This is a genomic window from Streptomyces doebereineriae, assembly GCF_031845645.1.
GTDB lineage: Bacteria > Actinomycetota > Actinomycetes > Streptomycetales > Streptomycetaceae > Streptomyces > Streptomyces canus.
Genome location: NZ_JAVREZ010000004.1, coordinates 468,528 through 490,390 on the forward strand (window position 1 = coordinate 468,528; position 21,863 = coordinate 490,390).

The window sequence follows — 21,863 nt, forward strand, 5'->3', positions numbered from 1 at the left end:
CAGGATCCAGCGCCTCGTTCAGCCCATCCCCAACGCGCCGGACTCCCGCCGGCTCGGGTCCCGCCCTGCGTCACGCGCGCGCAGGAACCCCCGTCAGCGCCGTCACCACCGGATCCAGCGCCTCGTTTATCTCGTCGCCGATCGAGCGGAAGAAGGGCAGCGGTGCTCCGTACGGGTCGAAGACCTCGTCGGCCTCGGCGGTCGGGGCCAGGAGCCACCCGCGTAGAGCCGCCGCCGCGCGGACCAGGGCGCGTGCGCGGATCACCAGGCCCTCCTCGAGGGGCGGCAGGGTCGCCGTGTCTATCGCCTTCACCAGCCGGGTGAACTCCTTCAGCGTGAAGGTGCGCAGGCCCGCCGAGTGGCCCATCGAGATCACCTGCTGACGGTGGTCGCGGGTGGCGGTCAGGACCAGGTCCGCCATGATCACGTGTTCGTCCAGCAGTTCCCGGCCCATGAAGCCGGAGGCGTCCGCGCCGAACTCGGCAAGGACGGTCTCCGCGTTGGCCTCCATGGGCGCGCCCTCGTGGCCCCAGGTCCCCGCGCTCTCCACGACCACGCCGCCCCACAGCGGGTCGCCGAGCCGGTCCGCCAGGGCATGCCGGGTCAGCCGCTCGGTGATCGGTGAGCGGCACACGTTGCCGGTGCTGACGTGGAGGATGCGGAAGCTGTCATGCGGGAGCCCTGTGAAGGTCCGCGTCTCTTCCCCGTCCCATATGCCACGCCCCGCGTCAGGGGCCGTCAATTCGCCACCTCGAGGTCGGGTACGACCTTCCTGAGCTCGTCCGCGGAGATCGCGCCCGCGCGCAGCAGCAGGGGCACCTCGCGGGTGACGTCGACGATCGAGGAGGGGACGTTACCGGGGGTCGGTCCGCCGTCCAGGTAGACGGAGACCGAGTCGCCGAGCATCTCCTGGGCGGCGTCGCAGTCCTCCGGTGCCGGGTGACCGGTCAGGTTGGCGGAGGAGACCGCCATGGGGCCGACCTCGGTCAGCAGCTCGATGGCGACCGGGTGCAGCGGCATACGGACGGCCACCGTGCCCCTCGTGTCACCCAGGTCCCACTGCAGGGACGGCTGGTGCTTGGCGACGAGGGTGAGCGCGCCCGGCCAGAAGGCGTCGACGAGCTCCCAGGCCAGCTCGGAGAAGTCGGTGACGAGACCGTGGAGGGTGTTCGGGGAGCCGATCAGCACGGGGGTGGGCATGTTGCGGCCCCGGCCCTTGGCCTCCAGAAGGTCGGAGACGGCCTCGGAGGAGAACGCGTCGGCGCCGATGCCGTACACCGTGTCGGTCGGGAGGACCACGAGCTCGCCACGGCGGACGGCGGACGCGGCTTCGCGCAGACCGGTCGTGCGGTCCGTCGCGTCGTTGGTGTCGTATCGCCGTGCCATATCTAGCGGGCCTCCTCGTACACGTACTGCTCTGAAGTCTGGGGAGTGCGGCTCACGGCATCGCCCTGCGGGCCGTCGCGAACCTGGGGCGGTTGTTGAGGTCGGGGTGGTCGGCCGCGTCGGCCCAGCCCCGCTCCTCGGTGAAGATCCACGGCACCTGGCCGCCCTGGGTGTCGGCGTGCTCGATGACGACGACGCCGCCCGGGCGCAGGAGCCGGTGTGCGGTCCGTTCCAGACCGCGGATGAGGTCGAGGCCGTCCTCCCCCGAGAACAGGGCGAGTTCGGGATCGTAGTCCCGGGCCTCGGGAGCGACGTACTCCCACTCGGTGAGCGGGATGTAGGGCGGGTTGGAGATGACCAGGTCGACATGGCCGTCGAGGTCGGGGAAGGCGTCCAGGGCGTTGCCCTGCCGCAGGTCGACCCGCGACCCCTCGACGTTCTTACGGGTCCACCGCAGGGCTTCCTCGGACAGCTCCACGGCGTGCACGCGGGAGCGCGGGACCTCCTGGGCGAGGGCGAGCGCGATGGCGCCGGAGCCGGTGCACAGGTCGACGATGCACGGCTCGACGACGTCCATCGCGCGTACCGCGTCTATGGCCCAGCCGACCACGGACTCCGTCTCGGGCCGCGGCACGAACACACCGGGCCCCACCTGGAGTTCGAGGTACCGGAAGTAGGCGAGCCCGGTGATGTGCTGGAGCGGCTCACGCTGCTCACGGCGCGCGATGGTCTCCCAGTAGCGGGCGTCGAAGTCCGCGTCCTTCACGGAGTGCAGCTCGCCCCGCTTCACGCCGTGCACGAACGCGGCGAGTTCCTCCGCGTCGTTGCGCGGCGAGGGCACGCCGGCGTCGGCCAGCCGCTGGGTGGCCTGGGCCACCTCTGCGAGCAGCAAGCCGCGGGGGTTTGGGGGTCGTCCCCCAAATGATGGCTGCACGCAAGTCCTCCGTGTCGTGCTCGGTACTGGGTCGTGCGTAGGTACCTCTTTACGCGGCCGCCAGCTTCGCCGCCGAGTCCGCGTCGACGCAGGCCTGGATCACCGCGTCGAGGTCGCCGTCCAGGACCTGGTCCAGGTTGTACGACTTGAAGCCGACACGGTGGTCCGAGATGCGGTTCTCCGGGAAGTTGTACGTGCGGATCTTCTCGGAGCGGTCGACGGTGCGGACCTGGCTGCGCCGGGCGTCGGCGGCATTGCGCTCCGCCTCCTCCTGCGCCGCCGCGAGCAGCCTGGAGCGCAGGATACGCAAGGCCTGCTCCTTGTTCTGCAGCTGGCTCTTCTCGTTCTGACAGGAAGCGACGACTCCGGTGGGAATGTGCGTGATGCGCACGGCGGAGTCGGTCGTGTTGACGGACTGTCCGCCGGGCCCTGAGGAGCGGTAGACGTCGATGCGGAGGTCGTTGGGGTTGATCTCGACTTCGACCTCCTCCGCCTCGGGGGTGACCAGCACACCGGCCGCGGAGGTGTGGATACGGCCCTGGGACTCCGTCGCCGGGACGCGCTGCACGCGGTGCACGCCGCCCTCGTACTTCATCCGGGCCCAGACGCCCTGGCCGGGCTCGGTGGCACCCTGGCCGCCCTTGGTCTTCACGGCGACCTGGACGTCCTTGTAGCCGCCCAGCTCGGACTCGGTGGCGTCGATGATCTCGGTCTTCCAGCCGACGCGCTCGGCGTACCGGAGATACATGCGCAGCAGGTCGCCGGCGAACAGCGCGGACTCGTCGCCGCCCGCGCCCGCCTTGATCTCGAGGATGACGTCCTTGTCGTCGCTGGGGTCGCGCGGGACGAGGAGAAGCCGCAGCTTCTCCGTCAGCTCCTCGCGGGCCTTCTCCAGCTCCTTGACCTCGGCGGCGAACTCCGGGTCGTCGGCGCCCAGTTCGCGCGCGGTCTCGATGTCGTCGCCGGTCTGCTTCCAGGAGCGGTACGTGGCGACGATCGGGGTGAGCTCGGCGTAGCGCTTGTTCAGCTTGCGCGCGTTGGCCTGGTCGGAGTGGACCGACGGGTCGGCGAGCTTCGTCTCCAGGTCGGCGTGCTCACCGACGAGTTCCTCGACGGCCTCGAACATCTCAGGGCTCCTGTACTGCGGATGAAGGGGAAGGCGGGCGACCAAAAACGCCGGTCCCGGCGCACTCCGAGGAGTGCGGCGTGGACCGGCGCTGGTGGCTCGCTACTTCTTGGCAGCAGCCTTGCCGAAGCGGGCCTCGAAGCGGGCCACACGGCCACCGGTGTCGAGGATCTTCTGCTTGCCCGTGTAGAACGGGTGGCACTCGGAGCAGACCTCGGCGCGGACGGTGCCGCTGGAGATCGTGCTGCGGGTGGTGAACGACGCGCCACAGGTGCAGCTGACCTGCGTCTCGACGTACTCGGGGTGGATGTCGCGCTTCAAGGTGTCTCCTAGTTTCGGGAGGGCACCGGGTCGCCGCCGCGGGCTGCGGGGGCGTGAACCGGGGCCGACGTACCAGTCTGCCAGCACTGGCCGCATCCCCCAAAACGAGGGGGCACCGCGATCTATTCCCAGACCTCGGCAGACGCTGTCCTACGACGTGACGACGCCCTTGGCCTGGCCCGTCGCGGTGCCTTCGGTGGCTGACTCGGGGATCGTCCGGTCGTTCTCCAGGGCCGTCCAGATCTGCTTGGCCTTGGTCTCCTGCACGATCACGCGGTTCGGGTTCGCCGGGTCGTAGCGGACCGGCATCGTGACCATGGTCATGTCCGACGGGCTGATGTGCTTGAGGCCGCTCGCGAAGGAGACAAGGGAGTTGACCGAGCCGAGGTCGGAGTCGGTGGTGACGGCCTTGGTGGCGGTGTTCGCGAGGTCGTACAGCTTCTTGGGGCTGGTCAGCACGCCGACACTCTTGACCTGCTTGACCAGCGCCTTGATGAAGGCCTGCTGGAGCTGGATACGGCCGAGGTCGGAACCGTCGCCGACGCCGTGCCGGGTGCGGACGAGACCGAGGGCCTGGGCGCCGGTGAGTTCGTGCGGGCCGGCCTTGAGGTCCAGGTGGCTGTCGGTGTCCTTGATGTCCTTGGTCGTGGTGACCGTGACCCCGCCGAGTTCGTCGACCAGCTTCTCGAAGCCGCTGAAGTCGACCTCCAGGTAGTGGTCCATGCGGATGTCGGTCATGGACTCGACGGTCTTGACGGCGCAGGTCGCCCCACCGGTCGTGTACGCGGAGTTGAACATGACGTCCGACGCGGCGTCGTGCTCCTTGCCGTCGGTGTCGGTGCACTCGGGGCGGTCGATCAGGGTGTCGCGCGGTATGGAGACCACGGTGGCCTTCTTGTGGCCCTCGTACACGTGGATGATCATCGCGGTGTCGGAGCGGGCGCTGCCGTCGTCGGTGCCGCCGCCGAGCTCCTTGTTGGAGCCGGAGCGGGTGTCCGAGCCCAGGACGAGGATGTTCTCGGAGCCGTTGTCGACCTTCGTGGGCCGCTCACTGCCGAGGACCTGGTCGATGTCGACGCTCTTGATGTTGCCGTTGAGCTTGAAGTACAGGTAGCCCGCCCCGGTACCGCCCAGCACGACGATCCCCGCGGCGACCCAGGCCGTGATCAGCAGGCCCTTCCGTCCCTTGCTGCGGGGTTTGCGACGACGTCCCTTGCCACTGCCCTCGGCTGACATGCGCTCCTCGAATCTCGTCCGGTCGGTTACCCCCTGTTTTCAGGGTCAGACGTGGTCACAAAAAGACCCGTACCGCACCATGTTCGCTCCGCCTGGTCAGACGGGGGAACTCGAGAAAGGGTTGCACAGCGTGCTGCGACCACCACGTGAAGCGGCGGTCACAGCACGTCACAGGAGAATCAGGGCAAGCCCTGTTCACCAGCGGTTTCAGCCAAAGATGTCGTACTGCTGGAAACCGGTCCCCATGCTGGTCCTTGTGGCAAAGATCTCGCTGGTCGCCTTGCCGGTGCCCTTGTACAGATAGAGCGTGCCGCCCGCGGTGCGGGCCACGAGGTCGGCCCTGCCGTCGCCGGTGATGTCACCGACGGCGTCGAAGGCGTTGTAGCCGCTCCAGTTCGTGCGCACCTTGACGCGGGCCGCGAAGACGCCCGTGCCGGACTTGCCGGTGCCCTTGTACAGATAGAGGTCGCCGGTGCTCTTGTTGCGGGCGAGCACGTCCGCCTTGCCGTCGCCGGTGAAGTCGCCGTGGCCGAGCAGCTGGTTGTACTGGCTCCAGCCGCCGCCGACCCTGACCCGGGTCGCGAAGCTGCCGTCGCCCTTGCCCGGGTAGATCCACAGGACGCCCGCGGAGTCGACGGAGAGCAGGTCGGGCTTGTAGTCGCCGGTGACGTCGCCGGGGGTGACGATCCGGGTGCGGGTCCTCCAGTCGGTGAAGACCTTCTTCGGGTCGGCCCAGGTCCCGGTGGAGGGGAGGAACCGCAGCCAGTAGACGTCACCGGTGGCGGAGACGCGGTACATGAGGTCCTGGTAGCCGTCCCGGTTGAGGTCGGTCTGCCGGACGAGGTTCACACCGTTCCAGTCGCCCCAGGACTGCCGGGCGCCGAGGGTGGTGCCCTTGGAGTCCTGCTCGTAGCCGACCTTGGTGGAGGACTTGCGCATCCACAGGTCGGCCTTGTGGTCGAAGTTCAGGTTGGTGTCGTCGACGCGCGGATAGGCGGCGCCGACGTACTTGCTGACCTTGGTGAAGACGCTGTAGGCGCCCTTGGCGACGCAGTCCGTGACGTTCCAGGAGACGACGCCGACGATCCGCCCGTTCACGACGAGGGGGCCGCCGGAGTCACCGCTGCAGATGGCGGTCGTACCGGAGTCGGTGCCACTGGCGGGCGGCCCGGCGCAGGTCATGTGCCCCTTGATGAACCAGGAGCCGTAGGCCGCGGCGCAGGTCGTGTCCGACTTGATGGGCAGCGTGGCCGTCTTCAGCGTCGGGGAGACGTCGTCGCTGGTGGAGCTGGTGCGGCCCCAGCCGTAGACCTTGGCGCTCTTGGCGCCGGTCGTGGCGGGGTCGTACGAGGCGGTGTCGGTGGACGTCGTCATGCGGATCGGGGTGGCCTTGACGGGAGCCGCCAGGGTCAGGACCGCGATGTCGTTGTCGATGGCGTCCGCGTTGTACGACGGGTGGTACCACTGCCGCAGCACGGCCGTCGCGGTGCCGCCGTGCAGGTCGCCGTCGTCCGAGGGCAGCTGCGTGGCCCCGGTCACCACGGCGCCGCCCTTGGCCCAGTCGGCGCCCTTGACGCAGTGCGCGGCGGTGAGGATCTTCGTCGGCGCGACGACGGCACCGCCGCAGAAGAAGCCGGTGTCGTCACTGGTGTCGGTGGTGCCCTGGTCGTCGGTGTACCAGAGCTGGGCCATCCACGGGGCCGAGGTGATGGTGGTCGTCGTCCCGCCGATGATCATCGGCGAGACGGTGGAGTCGACGCTGCCACCGCTCATCGGCGACCGGGTCGTCGTCCCGGAGGTGTCCTCGGCCGCGATGGCACCGGCGATCCGCTGCTCGAGCTCGGCCTGCGACGGCGTGGACGCGACGGTGGCGGCCGTGGCGGCCGTGGCCGGCGCCAGCGGCTCGGGTCCGACGGTGGCGGCGTTCGCCGACGTGGTCAGCAGCGCGGCGGCCACGGCGACGGGCAGAGCGATCCGGAGCCGGCGTCTGTGGCGCCCGGCGCCTCCGGACATGGGTATGCCCATGCAAGTCCCCCCCCTGGGGCTCAGAAGTTCAGAGATCGAAAATTCGACCGAAGAGCGTGATCGTAAACCAAAGAGGGCCGCCCCCTGACAACAGGGGGCGGCCCTCTTTCCGAACGCTCGACGTCAGTCGCCGTTGCCCGGCGTCGGCGTCGTCTTCTGGATCTGCATCAGGAACTCGGCGTTCGACTTCGTCTGCTTCATCTTGTCGAGAAGCAGCTCGACCGCCTGCTGCTGGTCGAGGGCGTGCAGCACCCGGCGCAGCTTCCATACGATCCCGAGCTCGTCGGGAGCGAGCAGGATCTCTTCCTTACGGGTACCGGACGCGTCGACGTCCACCGCCGGGAAGATGCGCTTGTCGGCGAGCTTCCGGTCGAGCTTGAGCTCGGCGTTGCCGGTGCCCTTGAACTCCTCGAAGATGACCTCGTCCATGCGGGACCCGGTGTCCACCAGCGCGGTGGCGAGGATGGTCAGCGAGCCGCCGTCCTCGATGTTGCGGGCCGCACCGAAGAAGCGCTTCGGCGGGTACAGGGCGGTCGAGTCGACACCACCGGACAGGATGCGGCCGGAGGCGGGCGCGGCGAGGTTGTAGGCACGGCCCAGACGCGTGATGGAGTCGAGCAGCACGACCACGTCGTGGCCCAGCTCCACCAGACGCTTGGCGCGCTCGATGGCGAGCTCGGCGACCGTGGTGTGGTCCTCGGCCGGGCGGTCGAAGGTCGAGGAGATGACCTCGCCCTTGACCGACCGCTGCATGTCGGTGACCTCTTCCGGACGCTCGTCGACCAGGACGACCATCAGGTGGCACTCGGGGTTGTTGTGCGTGATCGCGTTGGCGATCGCCTGCATGATCATGGTCTTGCCGGTCTTCGGCGGGGCCACGATCAGACCACGCTGGCCCTTACCGATCGGCGCGACGAGGTCGATGATGCGGGTGGTGAGGATGCCGGGGTCCGTCTCCAGGCGGAGGCGGTCCTGCGGGTAAAGAGGCGTCAGCTTGTTGAACTCCGGGCGCCCGCGCCCCGAGTCGGGGGCCATGCCGTTGGTCGAGTCCAGGCGGACCAGCGCGTTGAACTTCTCGCGACGCTCGCCGTCCTTGGGCTGACGCACCGCACCGGTGACGTGGTCGCCCTTGCGCAGGCCGTTCTTGCGGACCTGGGCGAGGGAGACGTACACGTCGTTGGGGCCCGGCAGGTAGCCCGACGTACGGATGAAGGCGTAGTTGTCGAGGATGTCCAGGATGCCCGCGACCGGGATCAGGACGTCGTCCTCGTTGATCTGCGGCTCGCCCGCGCCACCGATCTCGTCACGGCCACGACGGCCACGGCGGTCCCGGTAACGGCCCCGGCGGCCGCGGCGGCCACCCTCGAAGTCGTCGTCGTCCTGCGGACCGTTGTCGCGCTGCTGACGGTCCTGGCGGTCCGGACGGCCGCCGCCCTGCTGCTGGCTCTGCTGCTGGCGCTGACCGCCCTGGCCCTGCTGGTCGTCGCTCTTGCGGCGGTCCCCGCGGTCTCCGCGGTCGCCACGCTCCCCGCGGTCACGACCGCGGTCGCGGTCACGGCGGTCGCGGCGGCCACGGCCGTCGCCGTCACCGGCGTCGCCCTGCGGCTGCTGCTGCGCCGGGGTCTCGGCCTTGGGCTCGCTCTTCGCCTCGGCCACGACCGTCTCGGGGCTGCCCGCGGGGGCGCCGGCCTCGGCGGTGGCGCGGCGACGACGGCGCTCCGCGGGAGCGTCGTCGCTGGCCGGCTGTCCGGGGATCTCGATCTGCTGCTGGGCCACGGCCTTCTCGGCGGGGGCCTCGACCTTCGCCTCCGCCTTCTTCTCGGCGGCATCGCCCGTACGGGCCTTGGAGGTGGCGCGGCGCTTCGGCTTGGTCTCGGTGGCGGTGGCGGCCTCCGCCTTGGGAGCCGCGGCACCTCCCCCGGCCTGCGCCTCCTTGATGACCTCGATCAGCTGGCTCTTGCGCATACGCGCGGTGCCCCTGATGCCGAGGCCGGATGCGACCTGCTGCAGCTCGGCCAGCACCATGCCGTCGAGGCCGGTACCGCGGCGCCGCCGGGAGCCGGCACCGGTGGCAGGCGCGGAGGCGTCCGTGGAGGGCGCGGCAGCGGTCTCCTCGACACGTGCGCCCATCAGATCGGTGGTGTCGCTCACGAAGGGTCCTTCCCTGGAGCGGACGTCGGCCTGTCTGGCTCGGCGACCGTTTGTGCTGTCCGACGTCGGTCCCATCCTTGTGGACCGTGCCGGGGCGGTGGTCCGCCTGAGTGGCGGAGGAATGTGGTGACGGCGCTTCCGAGAGCCGTGGCACTGAGTGTCCGTGTCACGTGGCTTGGTCACACCGGTTCCGGAGCGTGCCCGGCAAGTCGCTCAGTGCTCGCGTACGAGGTACTGCCCATGTACGTCGTACGGAACGCTGTGCGGCTTGGGAGGCTCCCGGAAGAATGTCTGTCCCGGACGGGGACGTGAAGCACCTCGCCATGGTGGGGTCGGGTGCAGACTTGAGATTAACACTACCGGATCCAACAAACATTCCCCCTCTCGAAATCCGGCACACGCCGGATCTCACATGTCACTGGCGGCCGCGAGCGGGAGCACACAGGCCCCCTGCGCGTCGAGCTCCAGCCGGTTGGCGGCCCAGCCCCCGCCCGCCAGATGGGCCACCTTGTCGGCGCTGTCGGCGTCGACCAGCGCGAGCACGGTGGGCCCTGCCCCTGAGATGACTGCCGGGACTCCGTCGGCCCGCAGCCTCTCCACCAGCGCGGCGCTCTCCGGCATGGCCGGAGCGCGGTACTCCTGGTGGAGACGGTCCTCGGTGGCCGGCAGCAGCAGCTCGGGGCGCCTGGTGAGGGCCTCGACGAGCAGCGCGGCACGGCCGGCGTTGGCGGCGGCGTCGACGTGCGGCACGGTGCGCGGGAGCAGTCCGCGCGCGGTCGCGGTCAGGACGGGCTTTCCGGGCACGAAAACCACCGGAACGATGGAATCGTCGGGCTCCAGCCTGATCGCCCGGGCGGCGCCGGCCTCCATCCAGGCGACCGTGAAGCCGCCCAGAAGGCACGGGGCCACGTTGTCGGGGTGGCCCTCGATCTCGGTGGCGAGCTCCAGGAGCGCGGTGTCGTCGAGCCGGGCCTCGCCGCCTATGGTCACGGCGCGCGCGGCGACGATTCCGGCGCAGATGGCGGCCGAGGAGGAGCCGAGACCCCGGCCGTGCGGGATGCGGTTGGCGCAGACGATCTCCAGGCCGCGCGGCTGGCCGCCCAGCAGATCGAAGGCGGTGCGCAGGGAGCGTACGAGAAGGTGGTTTTCGTCACGCGGGAGCGTCTCGCTCCCCTCCCCCGCGATGTCGATGTGCAGCCCTGAGTCGGCCACCCGGACGACGACGTCGTCGTAGAGCCCCAGCGAGAGGCCGAGGGCGTCGAAGCCCGGGCCGAGGTTGGCGCTGGTGGCGGGGACGCGCACCCGGACGGCGGCGGCGCGGAATGCGGGACCGGCCATCTCTCGATGACTCTCCTTGAGCTGCGTGATTGTCGAATGACATTCGATGACGTACGAAGACCCGGCCGGCCGCGGAAACGACGCGGCACCCCGCTGTACGCGAGGGCATATGCAGCGGGCGGGTTCGGTACAGCCTATCGAAGGAAGGTTCTGTGGCGACATAGGGCGCACAGGAGGCGCACGATGCGTGTCGTAAGCCCCCTGTGCACCCCTCCTAGGGATTCCCTGCTCGGACGACTCGGGCCAGGTCCTCAGGCGAGCCCGAGGCGCTCGGCCGCCGTGGCCGCGTCGACCGGGACGGTGACCGGCTGCGGGGCGCCCGCGACGGCCCAGTCGGGGTCCTTGAGGCCGTTGCCGGTGACCGTGCACACGATCCGCTGGCCCGGGTCGACCTTGCCCTGCTCGGCGGCCTTCAGCAGACCGGCCACGGACGCGGCGGAGGCGGGCTCCACGAAGACACCCTCCTGAGCGGCCAACAGCCGGTAGGCGCGCAGGATCTCACGGTCCGTCACCTCGTCGATGAACCCGCCGGACTCCTCCTTCGCCGCGAGGGCGTACTGCCAGGAGGCGGGGTTGCCGATACGGATGGCGGTGGCGATGGTCGACGGGTCCTTGACGATCTCGCCGCGCACGATCGGGGCACTGCCGGAGGCCTGGAAGCCCCACATCCGGGGCGTCCTGGCGGCCACCCCGTCGGCGGCGTACTCCTTGTAGCCCTTCCAGTACGCCGTGATGTTGCCGGCGTTGCCGACCGGGAGGACGTGGATGTCGGGCGCGTCGCCGAGCATGTCGACGATCTCGAAGGCGGCGGTCTTCTGGCCCTCGATGCGCACCGGGTTGACCGAATTGACCAGCGCCACGGGGTAGTTGTCGCTCAGGGCGCGGGCCAGGGTGAGGCAGTCGTCGAAGTTTCCGTCGACCTGGAGGATCTTCGCGCCATGGATGAGCGCCTGGCCCATCTTGCCGAGCGCGATCTTCCCTCGCGGAACGAGTACGGCGGAGACCATGCCCGCGCGTACGGCGTAGGCGGCGGCGCTCGCCGACGTGTTGCCGGTGGAGGCGCAGATGACCGCCTTCGCGCCCTCCTCCTTGGCCCGCGTGATCGCCATGGTCATACCGCGGTCCTTGAAGGACCCGGTGGGGTTGGCGCCCTCCACCTTGAGGTGGACCTCGCACCCGGTGCGCTCGGAGAGCACCTGCGCGGGCACGAGGGGCGTGCCGCCCTCGCGGAGCGTCACGACCGGCGTGGTGTCGGAGACGGGCAGCCGGTCCCGGTACTCCTCGATGATTCCGCGCCACTGGTGGGTCATTGCTCGTTACTCTCCTTCAACCCGCATGATGCTGGCGACACCCCGCACGGTGTCGAGCTTGCGCAACGCCTCGACGGTCCCGCCCAGGGCGGCGTCGGACGCGCGGTGCGTGACGACGACGAGAGATGCCTCGCCGTCCTTCCCCTGCTGCCGAACGGTATCGATGGACACCCCGTGCTCGGCGAACACGGTCGCGACCTGGGCGAGAACACCTGGTTTGTCCGCCACGTCGAGGCTGATGTGGTAGCGCGTGACGACCTCACCCATGCCCGAGACGGGCAGGGCGGTGTACGCGGACTCACCGGGTCCGGTCGTGCCGCTGAGCCGGTTGCGGCAGACGGCGACGAGGTCACCGAGGACGGCGGAGGCGGTGGGGGCGCCGCCCGCGCCCGGGCCGTAGAACATCAACTGGCCGGAGGCGTCGGACTCGACGAACACGGCGTTGTAGGCGCCGCGCACGGAGGCGAGCGGGTGGCTCAGCGGGATCATCGCGGGGTGCACGCGCGCGGTGACGGACTGCCCGTCCTCGGCGCGCTCGCAGATGGCGAGCAGCTTGATGGTGCAGCCCATGTTCCTCGCGGAGGCGAAGTCGGCCGCGGTGACCTCGGTCATGCCCTCGCGGTAGACGTCGTCGAGACGCACGCGCGTGTGGAAGGCGATCCCGGCGAGGATGGCGGCCTTGGCGGCGGCGTCGAACCCCTCGACGTCGGCGGTCGGGTCGGCTTCCGCGTACCCGAGCGCCGTGGCCTCGTCGAGGGCCTCCTGATAGCCGGCGCCCGTCGAGTCCATCTTGTCGAGGATGAAGTTGGTCGTCCCGTTGACGATGCCGAGCACCCGGTTCACCTTGTCGCCTGCGAGGGACTCGCGCAGCGGACGGATCAGCGGGATGGCACCGGCGACGGCGGCCTCGTAATAGAGGTCCTTGCCGTGCTGTCCGGCCGCCGCGTGGAGGGCGGCGCCGTCCTGGGCGAGGAGCGCCTTGTTGGCGGAGACGACGGAGGCGCCGTGCTCGAAGGCGGTGGTGATGAGGGTGCGGGCGGGCTCGATGCCGCCGATGACCTCGACCACGACGTCGATGTCCCCGCGTTTGACGAGGGCGGTGGCGTCGGTGGTGACAAGTTCCTGCGGGATGCCCTCACGGAGCTTGGAGGGCCGCCGTACCGCGACCCCCGCGAGCTCGACGGGGGCCCCGATCCGGGCGGCGAGGTCGTCGGCGTGCGTCGTCATGATGCGCGCCACTTCTGAGCCGACCACTCCACAGCCCAGCAGCGCCACCTTCAGCGGACGCGTACGCATCATCCGACCTCGTTTCCTCATACCGTCTACGGTGGGACCAGTCTCACTCACCGGACGGGAGTTTCTGCCCCTCGTCCGGATTATGAGACATCTATTTCATTTGCACGGGGGCCGAAGACCGTAGATCTTCCTTCTCCGCTTTTCCTTCGCCGCTTTCCTTCTCTGCTTTCCGGTCATCCGACGTCGAGCCGCAGAAGATCCTCCTCCGTCTCACGGCGGACGATGACCCGGGACTCGCCCTCGTGCACGGAGACGACCGGCGGACGCAGCACGTGGTTGTAATTGCTCGCCATGGAACGGCAGTAGGCGCCCGTCGCCGGTACGGCGATGAGGTCACCCGGTGCCAGGTCGGCCGGCAGGAACGCGTCCTTGACCACGATGTCCCCGCTCTCGCAGTGCTTGCCGACGACGCGGGCGAGCATGGGCTCGGCGTCACTGGTCCTGGACACGAGGGCGACGGTGTACTCGGCGTCGTACAGCGCGGTGCGGATGTTGTCGGACATGCCGCCGTCGACGGAGACGTAGGTGCGCAGCCCGTCGAGGGGCTTGATGGTGCCGACCTCGTAGAGCGTGAAGGCGGTGGGGCCGACGATGGCGCGCCCGGGCTCGACGGAGATCCTCGGGGTCCGCAGCCTGGCGGCCTCGCACTCCCTCGTGACGATCTCGGTCAGCGCCTTGGCGATCTCGTGCGGCTCGCGGGGGTCGTCGTCGCTGGTGTAGGCGATGCCGAGGCCACCACCGAGGTCGATCTCCGGAAGCTCGACACCGTGCTCGTCACGGACGTCCTTGAGCAGCCCGACCACCCGATGGGCCGCGACCTCGAAGCCGGACATGTCGAAGATCTGCGACCCGATGTGGGAGTGGATCCCGATGAGCTCGAGACCGTCGAGCTTCAGCGCCCGCCGCACTGCCTCGGCGGCCTGTCCGCCGGCCAGCGGAATGCCGAACTTCTGGTCCTCGTGGGCGGTGGCGATGAACTCGTGGGTGTGGGCCTCGACGCCGACGGTGACACGGATCTGGACCCTTTGGCGCTTCCCCAGGCTCTGGGCGATGTGGGCGACGCGGACGATCTCCTGGAAGGAGTCGAGGACGATGCGTCCGACGCCGTTCTCGATGGCCCTGGTGATCTCTTCCCTGGACTTGTTGTTGCCGTGGAAGGCGATGCGGTCGGCGGGCATTCCTGCGGAGAGGGCGGTGGCGAGCTCGCCGCCGGAGCAGACGTCGAGGTTGAGCCCCTCTTCGTGCAGCCAGCGCACGACGGCCCGGGAGAGGAACGCCTTGCCGGCGTAGAAGACGTCGGCATCGGTTCCGAAGGCACTGCGCCACGCCCGCGCCCGGGCCCGGAAGTCGGCCTCGTCGACGACGTAGGCGGGGGTCCCGTGCTCCTCGGCGAGGGTCTTGACGTCGATGCCGCCGACGGTGACGACACCGTCCTCGTCACGGTCGACCGTCTGGGCCCAGACCTTGGGGTCGAGGGTGTTGAGGTCGGCGGGCGGGGCGGAGTAGTGGCCCTCGGGAAGGACGTCGGCGTGCCGGGGCCCGGCGGGATGTGCTGAACGGCTCATCTTCTTGACTGGCTCTCTAGAGGTGTTCGGGTGCGTCGATGCCAAGCAGGGACAGGCCACCGGCCAGCACCGCCCCGGCGGCTTCGGCGAGCGCGAGCCGGGCACGGTGGGCGGCCGAGGGTTTCTCCGCACCACGAGGAAGGACGGCGGCGAGAAAAGGGAGAACGGCATCGGCGACGGTGACGAGGTGCCGGGCCAGGCGGTCGGGGGCGTGGTGCGCGGCGGCTGCCTGGAGGATGCGGGGGTGATCGGCGAGGGCGTGCCTCAGGACGGTCGTGTCCGGTGTGTCCTGTACGACGGTTTCCTGTACGGCTGCCTGTGTGCCCCGTAGGTCTGCGTCCCCGGGCTCGGCGTGGAAGCCCAGGTCGGCGGCGTTGCGGGTGAGCGCCCGGGTGCGGGCGTGGGCGTAACGGACACGGAAGAGAGGGTTGCTCTCGCGCTGGACCAGGTGGTCGGCGGTGATGCGGGGCCGGTCGTGGAGGGCGGGGTGGAGAAGGGCCCAGCGGGCGGCGTCCCGGCCGAGGGGGGTGGGATCGGCGGGGGCCGCCGGTACGGGGCGCACGTTGACGTCGAGGGGGGTGGGATCGGCGGGGGTGCCGTATGCGTCGATTACGGGGCGCACGTTGACGTCAAGGGCAGCGGGGGCGTCGAGGGTCGCCGGTACGGGGCGCACGTTGACGTCGAGGGGAGCGGGGGCGTCGGGGGTGCCGTATGCGTCGATGTCGACGCCGAGGATGGCGGCCCACTCGGGCGCAGGCCTGCCGGCACAGCTGGTGCGGACGAGGGCGCCCTGGGAGCGGAGGATGCGGGCGACGGCGTCCATGACGACGACGGCGCGGACCTCATAGGGGGCGTGCAGCTGCACGAGCCGGCCCGTGGGCCGGTCGGCGTGACCGTACCGGTGACCGCACCGCAGGATCTCCCGCACGAGGGCGGTCTCGGTCCCCCGCAGGCTGATGTTGAGGAACCCGGGTCCGGTGACGACGACCTCGCTGATGCCGTCCGTCCGGACGAGGCGCTCCCGGAGGATCTCGGCGACCCGAAGCGGCGGCTGCCCGGCGGGCCGGGCGAGCTGGAGGGCGACGTTGGTGGCGTAGTCACCACAGCCACCGGGCCCCGGCGGCGTGACGCTCGTCTGCCCCGGCACGGTTACGTCCAGTTCCCCGTCGTCGACAGCACGACGCACCGCGCGCAGCACGGTACGGGAGAGCTCGACGGGGGTCACGGGACAAGCGTATGGGAGGAGGGGGGTGGGAGGGCGAGCGGGTTTGGGCGGGGGTCCGGGATGTGGACGGTCGCCGGGGGTGAGGGTGGATGCCCGCCCTACGCGCCTGCGGACGTCGCCGTCACTCGGCGTCACTGGGAACCGCTGTCCCGGTGATCAGCCGCCGGAGCGACCGGCCCGTTCGGCCTCTCCGCCGCCGAGGACGCCCCCGACCAGACGACCGTCCTCGGCACCGGCACCGGCACCGGCACCGGGCACCCGCCCTTGCGTGCTCTGCTCCATCAACTGCCGTACGAGTCGTACGAGTTCGGCGGGCTCGAAGGGCTTGGCGAGGAAGGCGTCGACGCCGGCGTCGAGACCGCTGTCGACCTCGTGCTGCGTACAGGCACTGACGATGGCGAGGGGAAGGTGAGCCGTCCGGGGATCGGAACGCAGCCGCGCGGCGGTCCGCAGCCCGTCCAGCCTGGGCATGACCACATCGAGGGTCACGACATCGGGCCGCACCTGATGAACGACATCCAGACACTCGACACCATCGGCCGCGGTCACGACCTCGAGACCCTCCAGCTCGAGATTGACCCTGATCAACTGCCGGATGACCTTGTTGTCGTCCACAACAAGCACCCGACCCGACGCGCCTGGCACAACTCGAGAGTAGGTGCGGACCGGCCACCGCGTCCGGGTTTTCCCCACTTCCACCCCGCCCGGGAACCCACACCGGGACCCCGCCACGAAACCCGTTCCTGATCACCCCGAGCGAGCTGGTAGTGTTCTACCCGTCGCCGCGAGCCACCAACTCCGCGCCGACACGCCCCCGTAGCTCAGGGGATAGAGCAACGGCCTCCGGAGCCGTGTGCGCAGGTTCGAATCCTGCCGGGGGCACTTCGCTTCAACCAGCACGATGATGCGGTTGACCAGCGCAGATGCCAAGTATGAAGAGCGGGAACCAGTCTCACTGGGTCCCGCTCTTTGTCGTTGTTGCGCGCCGATCGCGATAGACCTGCGATAGACACTCGCAGATTCGGGGACACCGCCAGCAGCACCGGAAGGCCGCAGCAGCGAGGGCTACCCGGGCGAAGCACATCGAGCGTAGGTTCAGCCGCCTGCGGTCCAGGAGTTCAGCGACGACGCACTGCCGACCGCAGCGTTGGGGCACGCACTGCTATCCCGCCACCGCGGAGTACACCGCTCGATCGCACGGAGCTCCTGTTCCCACGCCCGCCCGCAGCAGTGCAGGTGCCGGCAAAGCCGTACGGACCCTCCAGCCTGATCGTACCGTTGGCCAGTGAACATCTCTTGGAACGGACTCGCAGCCAACTACCAGCAGTTCCATACCTTGGTCGCCTTGCTCCTCCTTAGACTCAACCCACGCGCGGAGGTACCCGAGAATCTCCTGTCAAGCCACCCCTCGCGGGGCGACGTATTCGAGGTGACGGAGACCGGCGAGTACATCGCATTTGAGATCAAATCTTTCGCCGGACCCATGACTGCTTCCCGTCGTACACAGATCCGCGAGACGCTCCGGAGCGTTGAGGAGAATCCGCCGGACCGGTGGAACCTAGTCTGCGCCGCAGATCTCGGCCCGGGAGATTACCAGTGGTTCGACAAACTTCGAGGTAGATACCCCTTCATTGGCGAATTCCATGGCGCCAATTGGCTTGATCAACAAATTACCAAGCATCCCGACCTGCAACGTTATGTCGCCCTCGATCTTTCCGCAGATCTCATGTCACGCTTCGATCGTGAGCTTACTGAACGGGCCCTGATCCTGGCTGGTGTGCCCAATGCAAATGTGCCGGAAAGGGGAGCAGTTCACTTCCGAGGATTCTCCGACCGACCCGCTAGCCGAGACTCGCTAGACCGGATTGCGCTGATAAACGCAGTTGCCGACTTGCTCGCCCCTATCGACGTCAGCGACGAGGTAATCAGAAGCGTTGGCGAAGACGAAACCGGCCCATCGGTGGTAGCCATCGAGGGCCCGTGGGGGTCAGGGAAGTCCACGATGATGCAACTCATCGAGGAAGAGGTACTTGCCCGCCAACATGACGCTTCGATTCTCCCAGTGGAGCGCCATTGGTTGAAACGTAAGACAGCAAAGAAGAAAAGGGCACCGTGGTCGCATCGCAGATTCCTTCCTGTACGTACAGCAATTTGGGCGCTGCGAACTCATCGCCAACTCAGCCCGATGGGGAAAGGCAACGCCAAGTCGACTCATCACAAAAATAATCAAATTCGTCCGGCAGCCCGAAAGGCCGTGACTGTCCGCTTCAATCCGTGGTCTTATCAGACGAGCGATCAAATCTGGGCCGGCCTTTCCCGCGAGATTGTAGAAGCTTCGCGCACCGCTCAGGGCGTGGACGGACGAGCGCGTGAAACCTATTGGCTACAACGCAATGCGGCACGTCTCGACCGACACCAGTTGCGGCGCACTGCAGCTAGGCGCCTCCTCTCCCCTCTACTACGAGTAGCCGTTTTCGCTCTCGTGGTCCCAGTCGTAGCACAATTGGCAAAGGCGGACGCAAAATACAATTGGGAAGGTCACACTGTAAACGCCGCACTCTTCGCCATCGCGCTACCTTTGGTCCTCCTGAGCTTGGGTCTCCTGCATACCGTAAGTAGATTCCTATGGGGTCGAGCGCGGTCCTTTCTTCCAGGAGAAGTCTTAGACGGGCCGGTCCTGAGTGGGGCCTTTGCCACAAACGCAGACGGTGGGGCAGATAGCGCTTTGCGCGACCCCTACTACAACGCCCGCTCCGGCTATCTATACCTGGTACAGCACGATATTCGGGATCTATTGGACACGATCTATTCCAGCGGACAGGAAATAATCATTTTTATCGACGATCTTGACCGCTGCTCAGCGCGAGCAACGGCAGAGGTTTTCGAAGCGATCAATCTTTTCCTATCCGGAGCGCTCCACTCTCAGCAACGTGGTGCAGAACCGAGCGCTCCCCCTTGCCGATTTGTGCTAGGTCTGGACTCCTCAGTCGTGGCAAGTCACCTTGACCGCGCTTACGCCGACTTCGGATCAGTACGAGGACAGGCTGGTCATCAAGATCCATCCTGGGGCTGGACGTTTCTTAGGAAACTAATCCAACTTCCGATTGCATTGCCCCCCATCAAACATCAGAGTCTCACAATTGCTGTGAATAACTTGCTCGGACCGGTCGACGATAAGGAAGGGGCCGATCGCTCTACCCCTCCGCCAGCTAGTACGGCTCCCTCCTCCATCAGTACTGGCCGAATTCCTAAGACATTCAACATCCCTGAAGAATCAGCACTGACTCCAGAGGTAGAAAAGCAAGTACTCATCCTGGAGAAGCATCGCGCCGTTAGAGATCGTCTTCAAGAAAGACTGTCGGCACAGCGACATGTATCCATTCGAGAAGCCAAAAGACTTCTAACCGTCTGGCAGTTCTATCTGAGAGTTCTCGCTTATAAAGAGAGTGCTACAAAAACGCTTTCTGCTGACGACGCGATGCACCTCATCACGCTCGCCGAAATTATTGCCCGCTGGCCCGCACTGCAAGCCGCTCTGTGCTCCCGTGTCGATGGGCAGGCGGGCCTAGCACTACTCGCACCGAACACAGCCGATGATGTGGATTGGGCCAAGGCTCTTAGGGGCCTTGGCATCGAGGAAGGGATCCATGGCGATGCCTGCGACGACCTACGCAGGCTACTCGCTACATCCGAAGGGCCGCCTCTCGCGAAACTCGCACAAAGACTTTTCTGAAGTGAGTGGCTGCTCGTTCCGCGACTGGCCGCGCCTTATGCAAGCGCCGTCATATTGCTAATCCATCTAGTTCGGCCAGTCTAGTTCTATATCAATTTTCCTGTTCATGGCCTCCTCCTGACCGTAGATACAACCTTCGTAGACGCGGTGAATTACCTCGGGCGAGTTGCCGACCCGACGGGCTACCTCAGCCACAGGCACGCCGGCGTTCACCGGTCTGTTGACGCGTGACGCGTTTGCCGAGCGTGCCCCGAACTGGAAGCGGCGGTATGGCTTGCGCTCAGGTTCGTTGATCCATCGGCGCCGACGTCGCCGACAACGAGGTGGTCGGCGGGCGCGGTGCGGGCTTGCGGCAGGAGCAGCCGTCGTCGGGGCCGTGCGGGCACACGACCCACACGTCGAACGGGCCGGGAGGTTCGTCGACGCGACCGTTGACGCGGCGGACGCCGGTCTCGGTGAGCAGCCCGCGCGCGATGGCTGACCGGTCGCTCGCAAGCGCAGCAGGCCGAGTGGCTCGCGGGCGTCGTCGACGGGACGGACAAGGTCCGGTCCCTGTCGGCCCTGTCAGTGTGTCAGTCCTGCTTTCCGCGGCCGGTGAGCATGTCGCGCAGGCGGTCGACCATGCCGGTACCGGGCGCGAGGAGTTTGTTCGCGGGTGGGGTGTCCGGCGCGGACGGGTGCGGGCGGGTGGGAGCGTGCTGCTTGGCCGAGCGGACCTTCTCGCCCAGTTCCTCCAGGGCGTCGGCGGAACAGACGTCGGCCAGCAACGGGAAGAGCCGGTTCTCCTCGTCGCTGACATGCGCCGTGACGGAGTTCTTCAGACGCAGGATCAGCGTGTCGAAATTCCCGTCCCCAGGCCGGCAGCCTTCGAGCTCCTTGAGCATGCGCTCGACTTCACCGTGGTCGTCGATCTCCTTGTCGGCGAGGTCGTCTCCCCCGTCGACGTACCGGCGCACCGCCGGGTACAGGTACTCCTCCTCGGCCACCGAGTGCCGAATCAGTTCCATGGTGAGCCGGTCCGCCAGTTCACGTCGCTTCTGGTCGGTTCCCGGCAGCGCTTCGATCTGCGCGAAGAGGTCGTCCACCTCGCGGTGGTCCGTAGTCAGTTCCTGGATGACGTTTCCGCCGTGTGCCATGGGTCTCCACTCCTTGTCGTTTCCAGATACCTGCCACGGGCGTAGCGACGACCTCACGCCGGTCCGCCACTTCACTCCGGTGGCCGAGGAGGAGTACCCAGGCTTTTCGGGTGATGCAGGGCGGGAACTCGCTGGTCCGTCCGAACCCGTCGGCGTTGAGGAGGCCGCCGTGACCGAGCACCAGCACACCCAGCAGGACCCGGCGACGCAGCACCCGCGCCCGGAGTTTCCGGCGCAGGACCAGCCGCACCCGGGCTGGACCGGGCCGATGGACCCGCCGCCCGACCACGGCGAGGAGTCCTACCGCGGCACGGGCCGGCTGGAGGGCCGCAAGACCGTCATCACGGGCGGGGACTCCGGCATCGGGCGGGCGGTGGCGCTGGCCTTCGCCCGGGAAGGCGCCGACGTGCTGTTCACCCATCTGGAGGCGGAGGCGGACGAGGCGCGCGAGACGTCACGCCTCGTCGAGGACGCCGGCCGCAAGGCGGTCGCCGTCTCCTGCGACATCCGTGACGAGGACAATTGCCGGGCGCTGACAGAGCGCGCGGTTTCCGAGTTCGGACGCATCGACGTACTGGTGAACAACGCGGCGTTCCAGATGTCGCAGCCGGACGGCATCGAAGCCATCACGACCGAGCAGTTCGACCGGGTCATGCGCACCAACCTCTACGGGATGTTCTGGCTGACCAAGTTCGCCGTGCCGCACATCCCGGAGGGCGGCAGCGTCATCAACTCCACGTCCGTGCAGGCGTACAAGCCCAGTCCGCACCTGCTGGACTACGCGATGACGAAGGGAGCGATCGTGACCTTCACCCAGGGGCTGGCCCAGATGCTCGCGGAGCGCGGCATCCGCGTCAACGCGGTCGCGCCGGGCCCGGTGTGGACGCCGCTGATCCCCGCGACGCTGCCCGACACCGTGGAGTTCGGCAAGCAGAGTCCGCTGGGCCGCCCGGCCCAGCCCGCCGAGCTGGCCCCGGCGTATGTCTACCTGGCCTCTCAGGAAGCGAGCTTCGTCACCGCTGAGATCCTCAACGCGACCGGCGGCACGCCCCTGCCGTGAGCCATCCCCACTCGTCCTGGA

At 68.1% G+C, this 21,863-nt stretch carries 17 protein-coding genes and 1 tRNA gene; 3 read left to right on the forward strand and 15 right to left on the reverse strand.

Annotated features, from left to right (window positions below; genetic code table 11):
- Positions 1-70: 70 nt before the first annotated feature.
- The 14 genes from RNB18_RS15025 to RNB18_RS15090 form a co-directional block, all read right to left on the reverse strand.
- The gene (locus RNB18_RS15025) at positions 71-742 is read right to left on the reverse strand and encodes an arsenate reductase/protein-tyrosine-phosphatase family protein (RefSeq protein ID WP_311714579.1); all 672 of its coding nucleotides are present in this window, start codon (positions 740-742) and stop codon (positions 71-73) included.
- A complete protein-coding gene (locus RNB18_RS15030; protein ID WP_069765550.1) occupies positions 739-1,386 on the reverse strand; it encodes an L-threonylcarbamoyladenylate synthase in 648 nt (215 codons plus the stop codon). Before RNB18_RS15030 ends, RNB18_RS15025 begins: the two co-directional genes overlap by 4 nt.
- A gap of 52 nt (positions 1,387-1,438) precedes the next feature.
- Complete coding sequence (gene prmC / locus RNB18_RS15035; protein ID WP_057612086.1) at positions 1,439-2,278, reverse strand: peptide chain release factor N(5)-glutamine methyltransferase; 840 nt, start codon at positions 2,276-2,278, stop codon at positions 1,439-1,441.
- A 91-nt stretch (positions 2,279-2,369) separates the two neighbouring features.
- Positions 2,370-3,446, reverse strand: a complete 1,077-nt coding sequence (gene prfA / locus RNB18_RS15040; RefSeq protein WP_311714580.1) for a peptide chain release factor 1 — start codon at positions 3,444-3,446, stop codon at positions 2,370-2,372.
- A 102-nt stretch (positions 3,447-3,548) separates the two neighbouring features.
- Complete coding sequence (rpmE, locus tag RNB18_RS15045; RefSeq protein WP_020122779.1) at positions 3,549-3,767, reverse strand: 50S ribosomal protein L31; 219 nt, start codon at positions 3,765-3,767, stop codon at positions 3,549-3,551.
- Positions 3,768-3,917: 150 nt separating this feature from the next.
- On the reverse strand, positions 3,918-5,003 hold the full coding sequence (locus RNB18_RS15050; RefSeq protein WP_311714581.1) for an LCP family protein: 1,086 nt from the start codon (positions 5,001-5,003) through the stop codon (positions 3,918-3,920).
- Positions 5,004-5,210: 207 nt separating this feature from the next.
- Complete coding sequence (locus tag RNB18_RS15055; protein WP_311714771.1) at positions 5,211-7,016, reverse strand: trypsin-like serine protease; 1,806 nt, start codon at positions 7,014-7,016, stop codon at positions 5,211-5,213.
- 135 nt (positions 7,017-7,151) lie between these two features.
- Positions 7,152-9,179, reverse strand: coding sequence for a transcription termination factor Rho (gene rho / locus RNB18_RS15060; protein WP_311714582.1), 2,028 nt, complete (start codon positions 9,177-9,179; stop codon positions 7,152-7,154).
- Between the two features lie 408 nt (positions 9,180-9,587).
- The gene (gene thrB / locus RNB18_RS15065; protein WP_311714583.1) at positions 9,588-10,517 is read right to left on the reverse strand and encodes a homoserine kinase; all 930 of its coding nucleotides are present in this window, start codon (positions 10,515-10,517) and stop codon (positions 9,588-9,590) included.
- A 251-nt stretch (positions 10,518-10,768) separates the two neighbouring features.
- On the reverse strand, positions 10,769-11,827 hold the full coding sequence (gene thrC, locus RNB18_RS15070) for a threonine synthase (RefSeq protein ID WP_057612092.1): 1,059 nt from the start codon (positions 11,825-11,827) through the stop codon (positions 10,769-10,771).
- Between the two features lie 6 nt (positions 11,828-11,833).
- The gene (locus tag RNB18_RS15075) at positions 11,834-13,126 is read right to left on the reverse strand and encodes a homoserine dehydrogenase (RefSeq protein WP_266559544.1); all 1,293 of its coding nucleotides are present in this window, start codon (positions 13,124-13,126) and stop codon (positions 11,834-11,836) included.
- Positions 13,127-13,296: 170 nt separating this feature from the next.
- A complete protein-coding gene (gene lysA, locus RNB18_RS15080; RefSeq protein WP_311714584.1) occupies positions 13,297-14,688 on the reverse strand; it encodes a diaminopimelate decarboxylase in 1,392 nt (463 codons plus the stop codon).
- A 16-nt stretch (positions 14,689-14,704) separates the two neighbouring features.
- Positions 14,705-15,913: an ArgS-related anticodon-binding protein NrtL gene (gene nrtL / locus RNB18_RS15085; protein ID WP_311714585.1), complete on the reverse strand. Its 1,209-nt coding sequence runs from the start codon at positions 15,911-15,913 to the stop codon at positions 14,705-14,707.
- A 156-nt stretch (positions 15,914-16,069) separates the two neighbouring features.
- Positions 16,070-16,528, reverse strand: a complete 459-nt coding sequence (locus RNB18_RS15090; protein ID WP_394817617.1) for a response regulator — start codon at positions 16,526-16,528, stop codon at positions 16,070-16,072.
- 195 nt (positions 16,529-16,723) lie between these two features.
- Between RNB18_RS15090 and RNB18_RS15095 the strand changes: the two genes are divergently transcribed.
- Both RNB18_RS15095 and RNB18_RS15100 read left to right on the forward strand, forming a co-directional pair.
- A tRNA-Arg gene (locus tag RNB18_RS15095) sits at positions 16,724-16,795 on the forward strand.
- Positions 16,796-17,198: 403 nt separating this feature from the next.
- The gene (locus RNB18_RS15100) at positions 17,199-19,646 is read left to right on the forward strand and encodes a KAP family P-loop NTPase fold protein (RefSeq protein WP_311714587.1); all 2,448 of its coding nucleotides are present in this window, start codon (positions 17,199-17,201) and stop codon (positions 19,644-19,646) included.
- Positions 19,647-20,218: 572 nt separating this feature from the next.
- On the opposite strand, the gene RNB18_RS15110 is transcribed toward RNB18_RS15100, so the two are convergent.
- Positions 20,219-20,782: a hemerythrin domain-containing protein gene (locus tag RNB18_RS15110; RefSeq protein ID WP_311714588.1), complete on the reverse strand. Its 564-nt coding sequence runs from the start codon at positions 20,780-20,782 to the stop codon at positions 20,219-20,221.
- Positions 20,783-20,951: 169 nt separating this feature from the next.
- Here RNB18_RS15110 and RNB18_RS15115 point away from each other — a divergent pair, with 169 nt between their 5' ends.
- Entirely contained in the window at positions 20,952-21,842 is an 891-nt protein-coding gene (locus RNB18_RS15115; RefSeq protein ID WP_311714589.1) for an SDR family oxidoreductase, read from the forward strand.
- Positions 21,843-21,863 lie beyond the last annotated feature (21 nt).

Bases quoted from the DNA above. Each gene is read 5' to 3' on its own strand.
- RNB18_RS15110 (WP_311714588.1), bottom strand. From the start codon at position 20,782: ATGGCACACGGCGGAAACGTCATCCAGGAACTGACTACGGACCACCGC.
- RNB18_RS15050 (WP_311714581.1), bottom strand. From the start codon at position 5,003: ATGTCAGCCGAGGGCAGTGGCAAGGGACGTCGTCGCAAACCCCGCAGC.
- RNB18_RS15030 (WP_069765550.1), bottom strand. From the start codon at position 1,386: ATGGCACGGCGATACGACACCAACGACGCGACGGACCGCACGACCGGT.
- lysA (WP_311714584.1), bottom strand. From the start codon at position 14,688: ATGAGCCGTTCAGCACATCCCGCCGGGCCCCGGCACGCCGACGTCCTT.
- prfA (WP_311714580.1), bottom strand. From the start codon at position 3,446: ATGTTCGAGGCCGTCGAGGAACTCGTCGGTGAGCACGCCGACCTGGAG.
- RNB18_RS15055 (WP_311714771.1), bottom strand. From the start codon at position 7,016: ATGTCCGGAGGCGCCGGGCGCCACAGACGCCGGCTCCGGATCGCTCTG.
- thrC (WP_057612092.1), bottom strand. From the start codon at position 11,827: ATGACCCACCAGTGGCGCGGAATCATCGAGGAGTACCGGGACCGGCTG.
- thrB (WP_311714583.1), bottom strand. From the start codon at position 10,517: ATGGCCGGTCCCGCATTCCGCGCCGCCGCCGTCCGGGTGCGCGTCCCC.
- RNB18_RS15075 (WP_266559544.1), bottom strand. From the start codon at position 13,126: ATGATGCGTACGCGTCCGCTGAAGGTGGCGCTGCTGGGCTGTGGAGTG.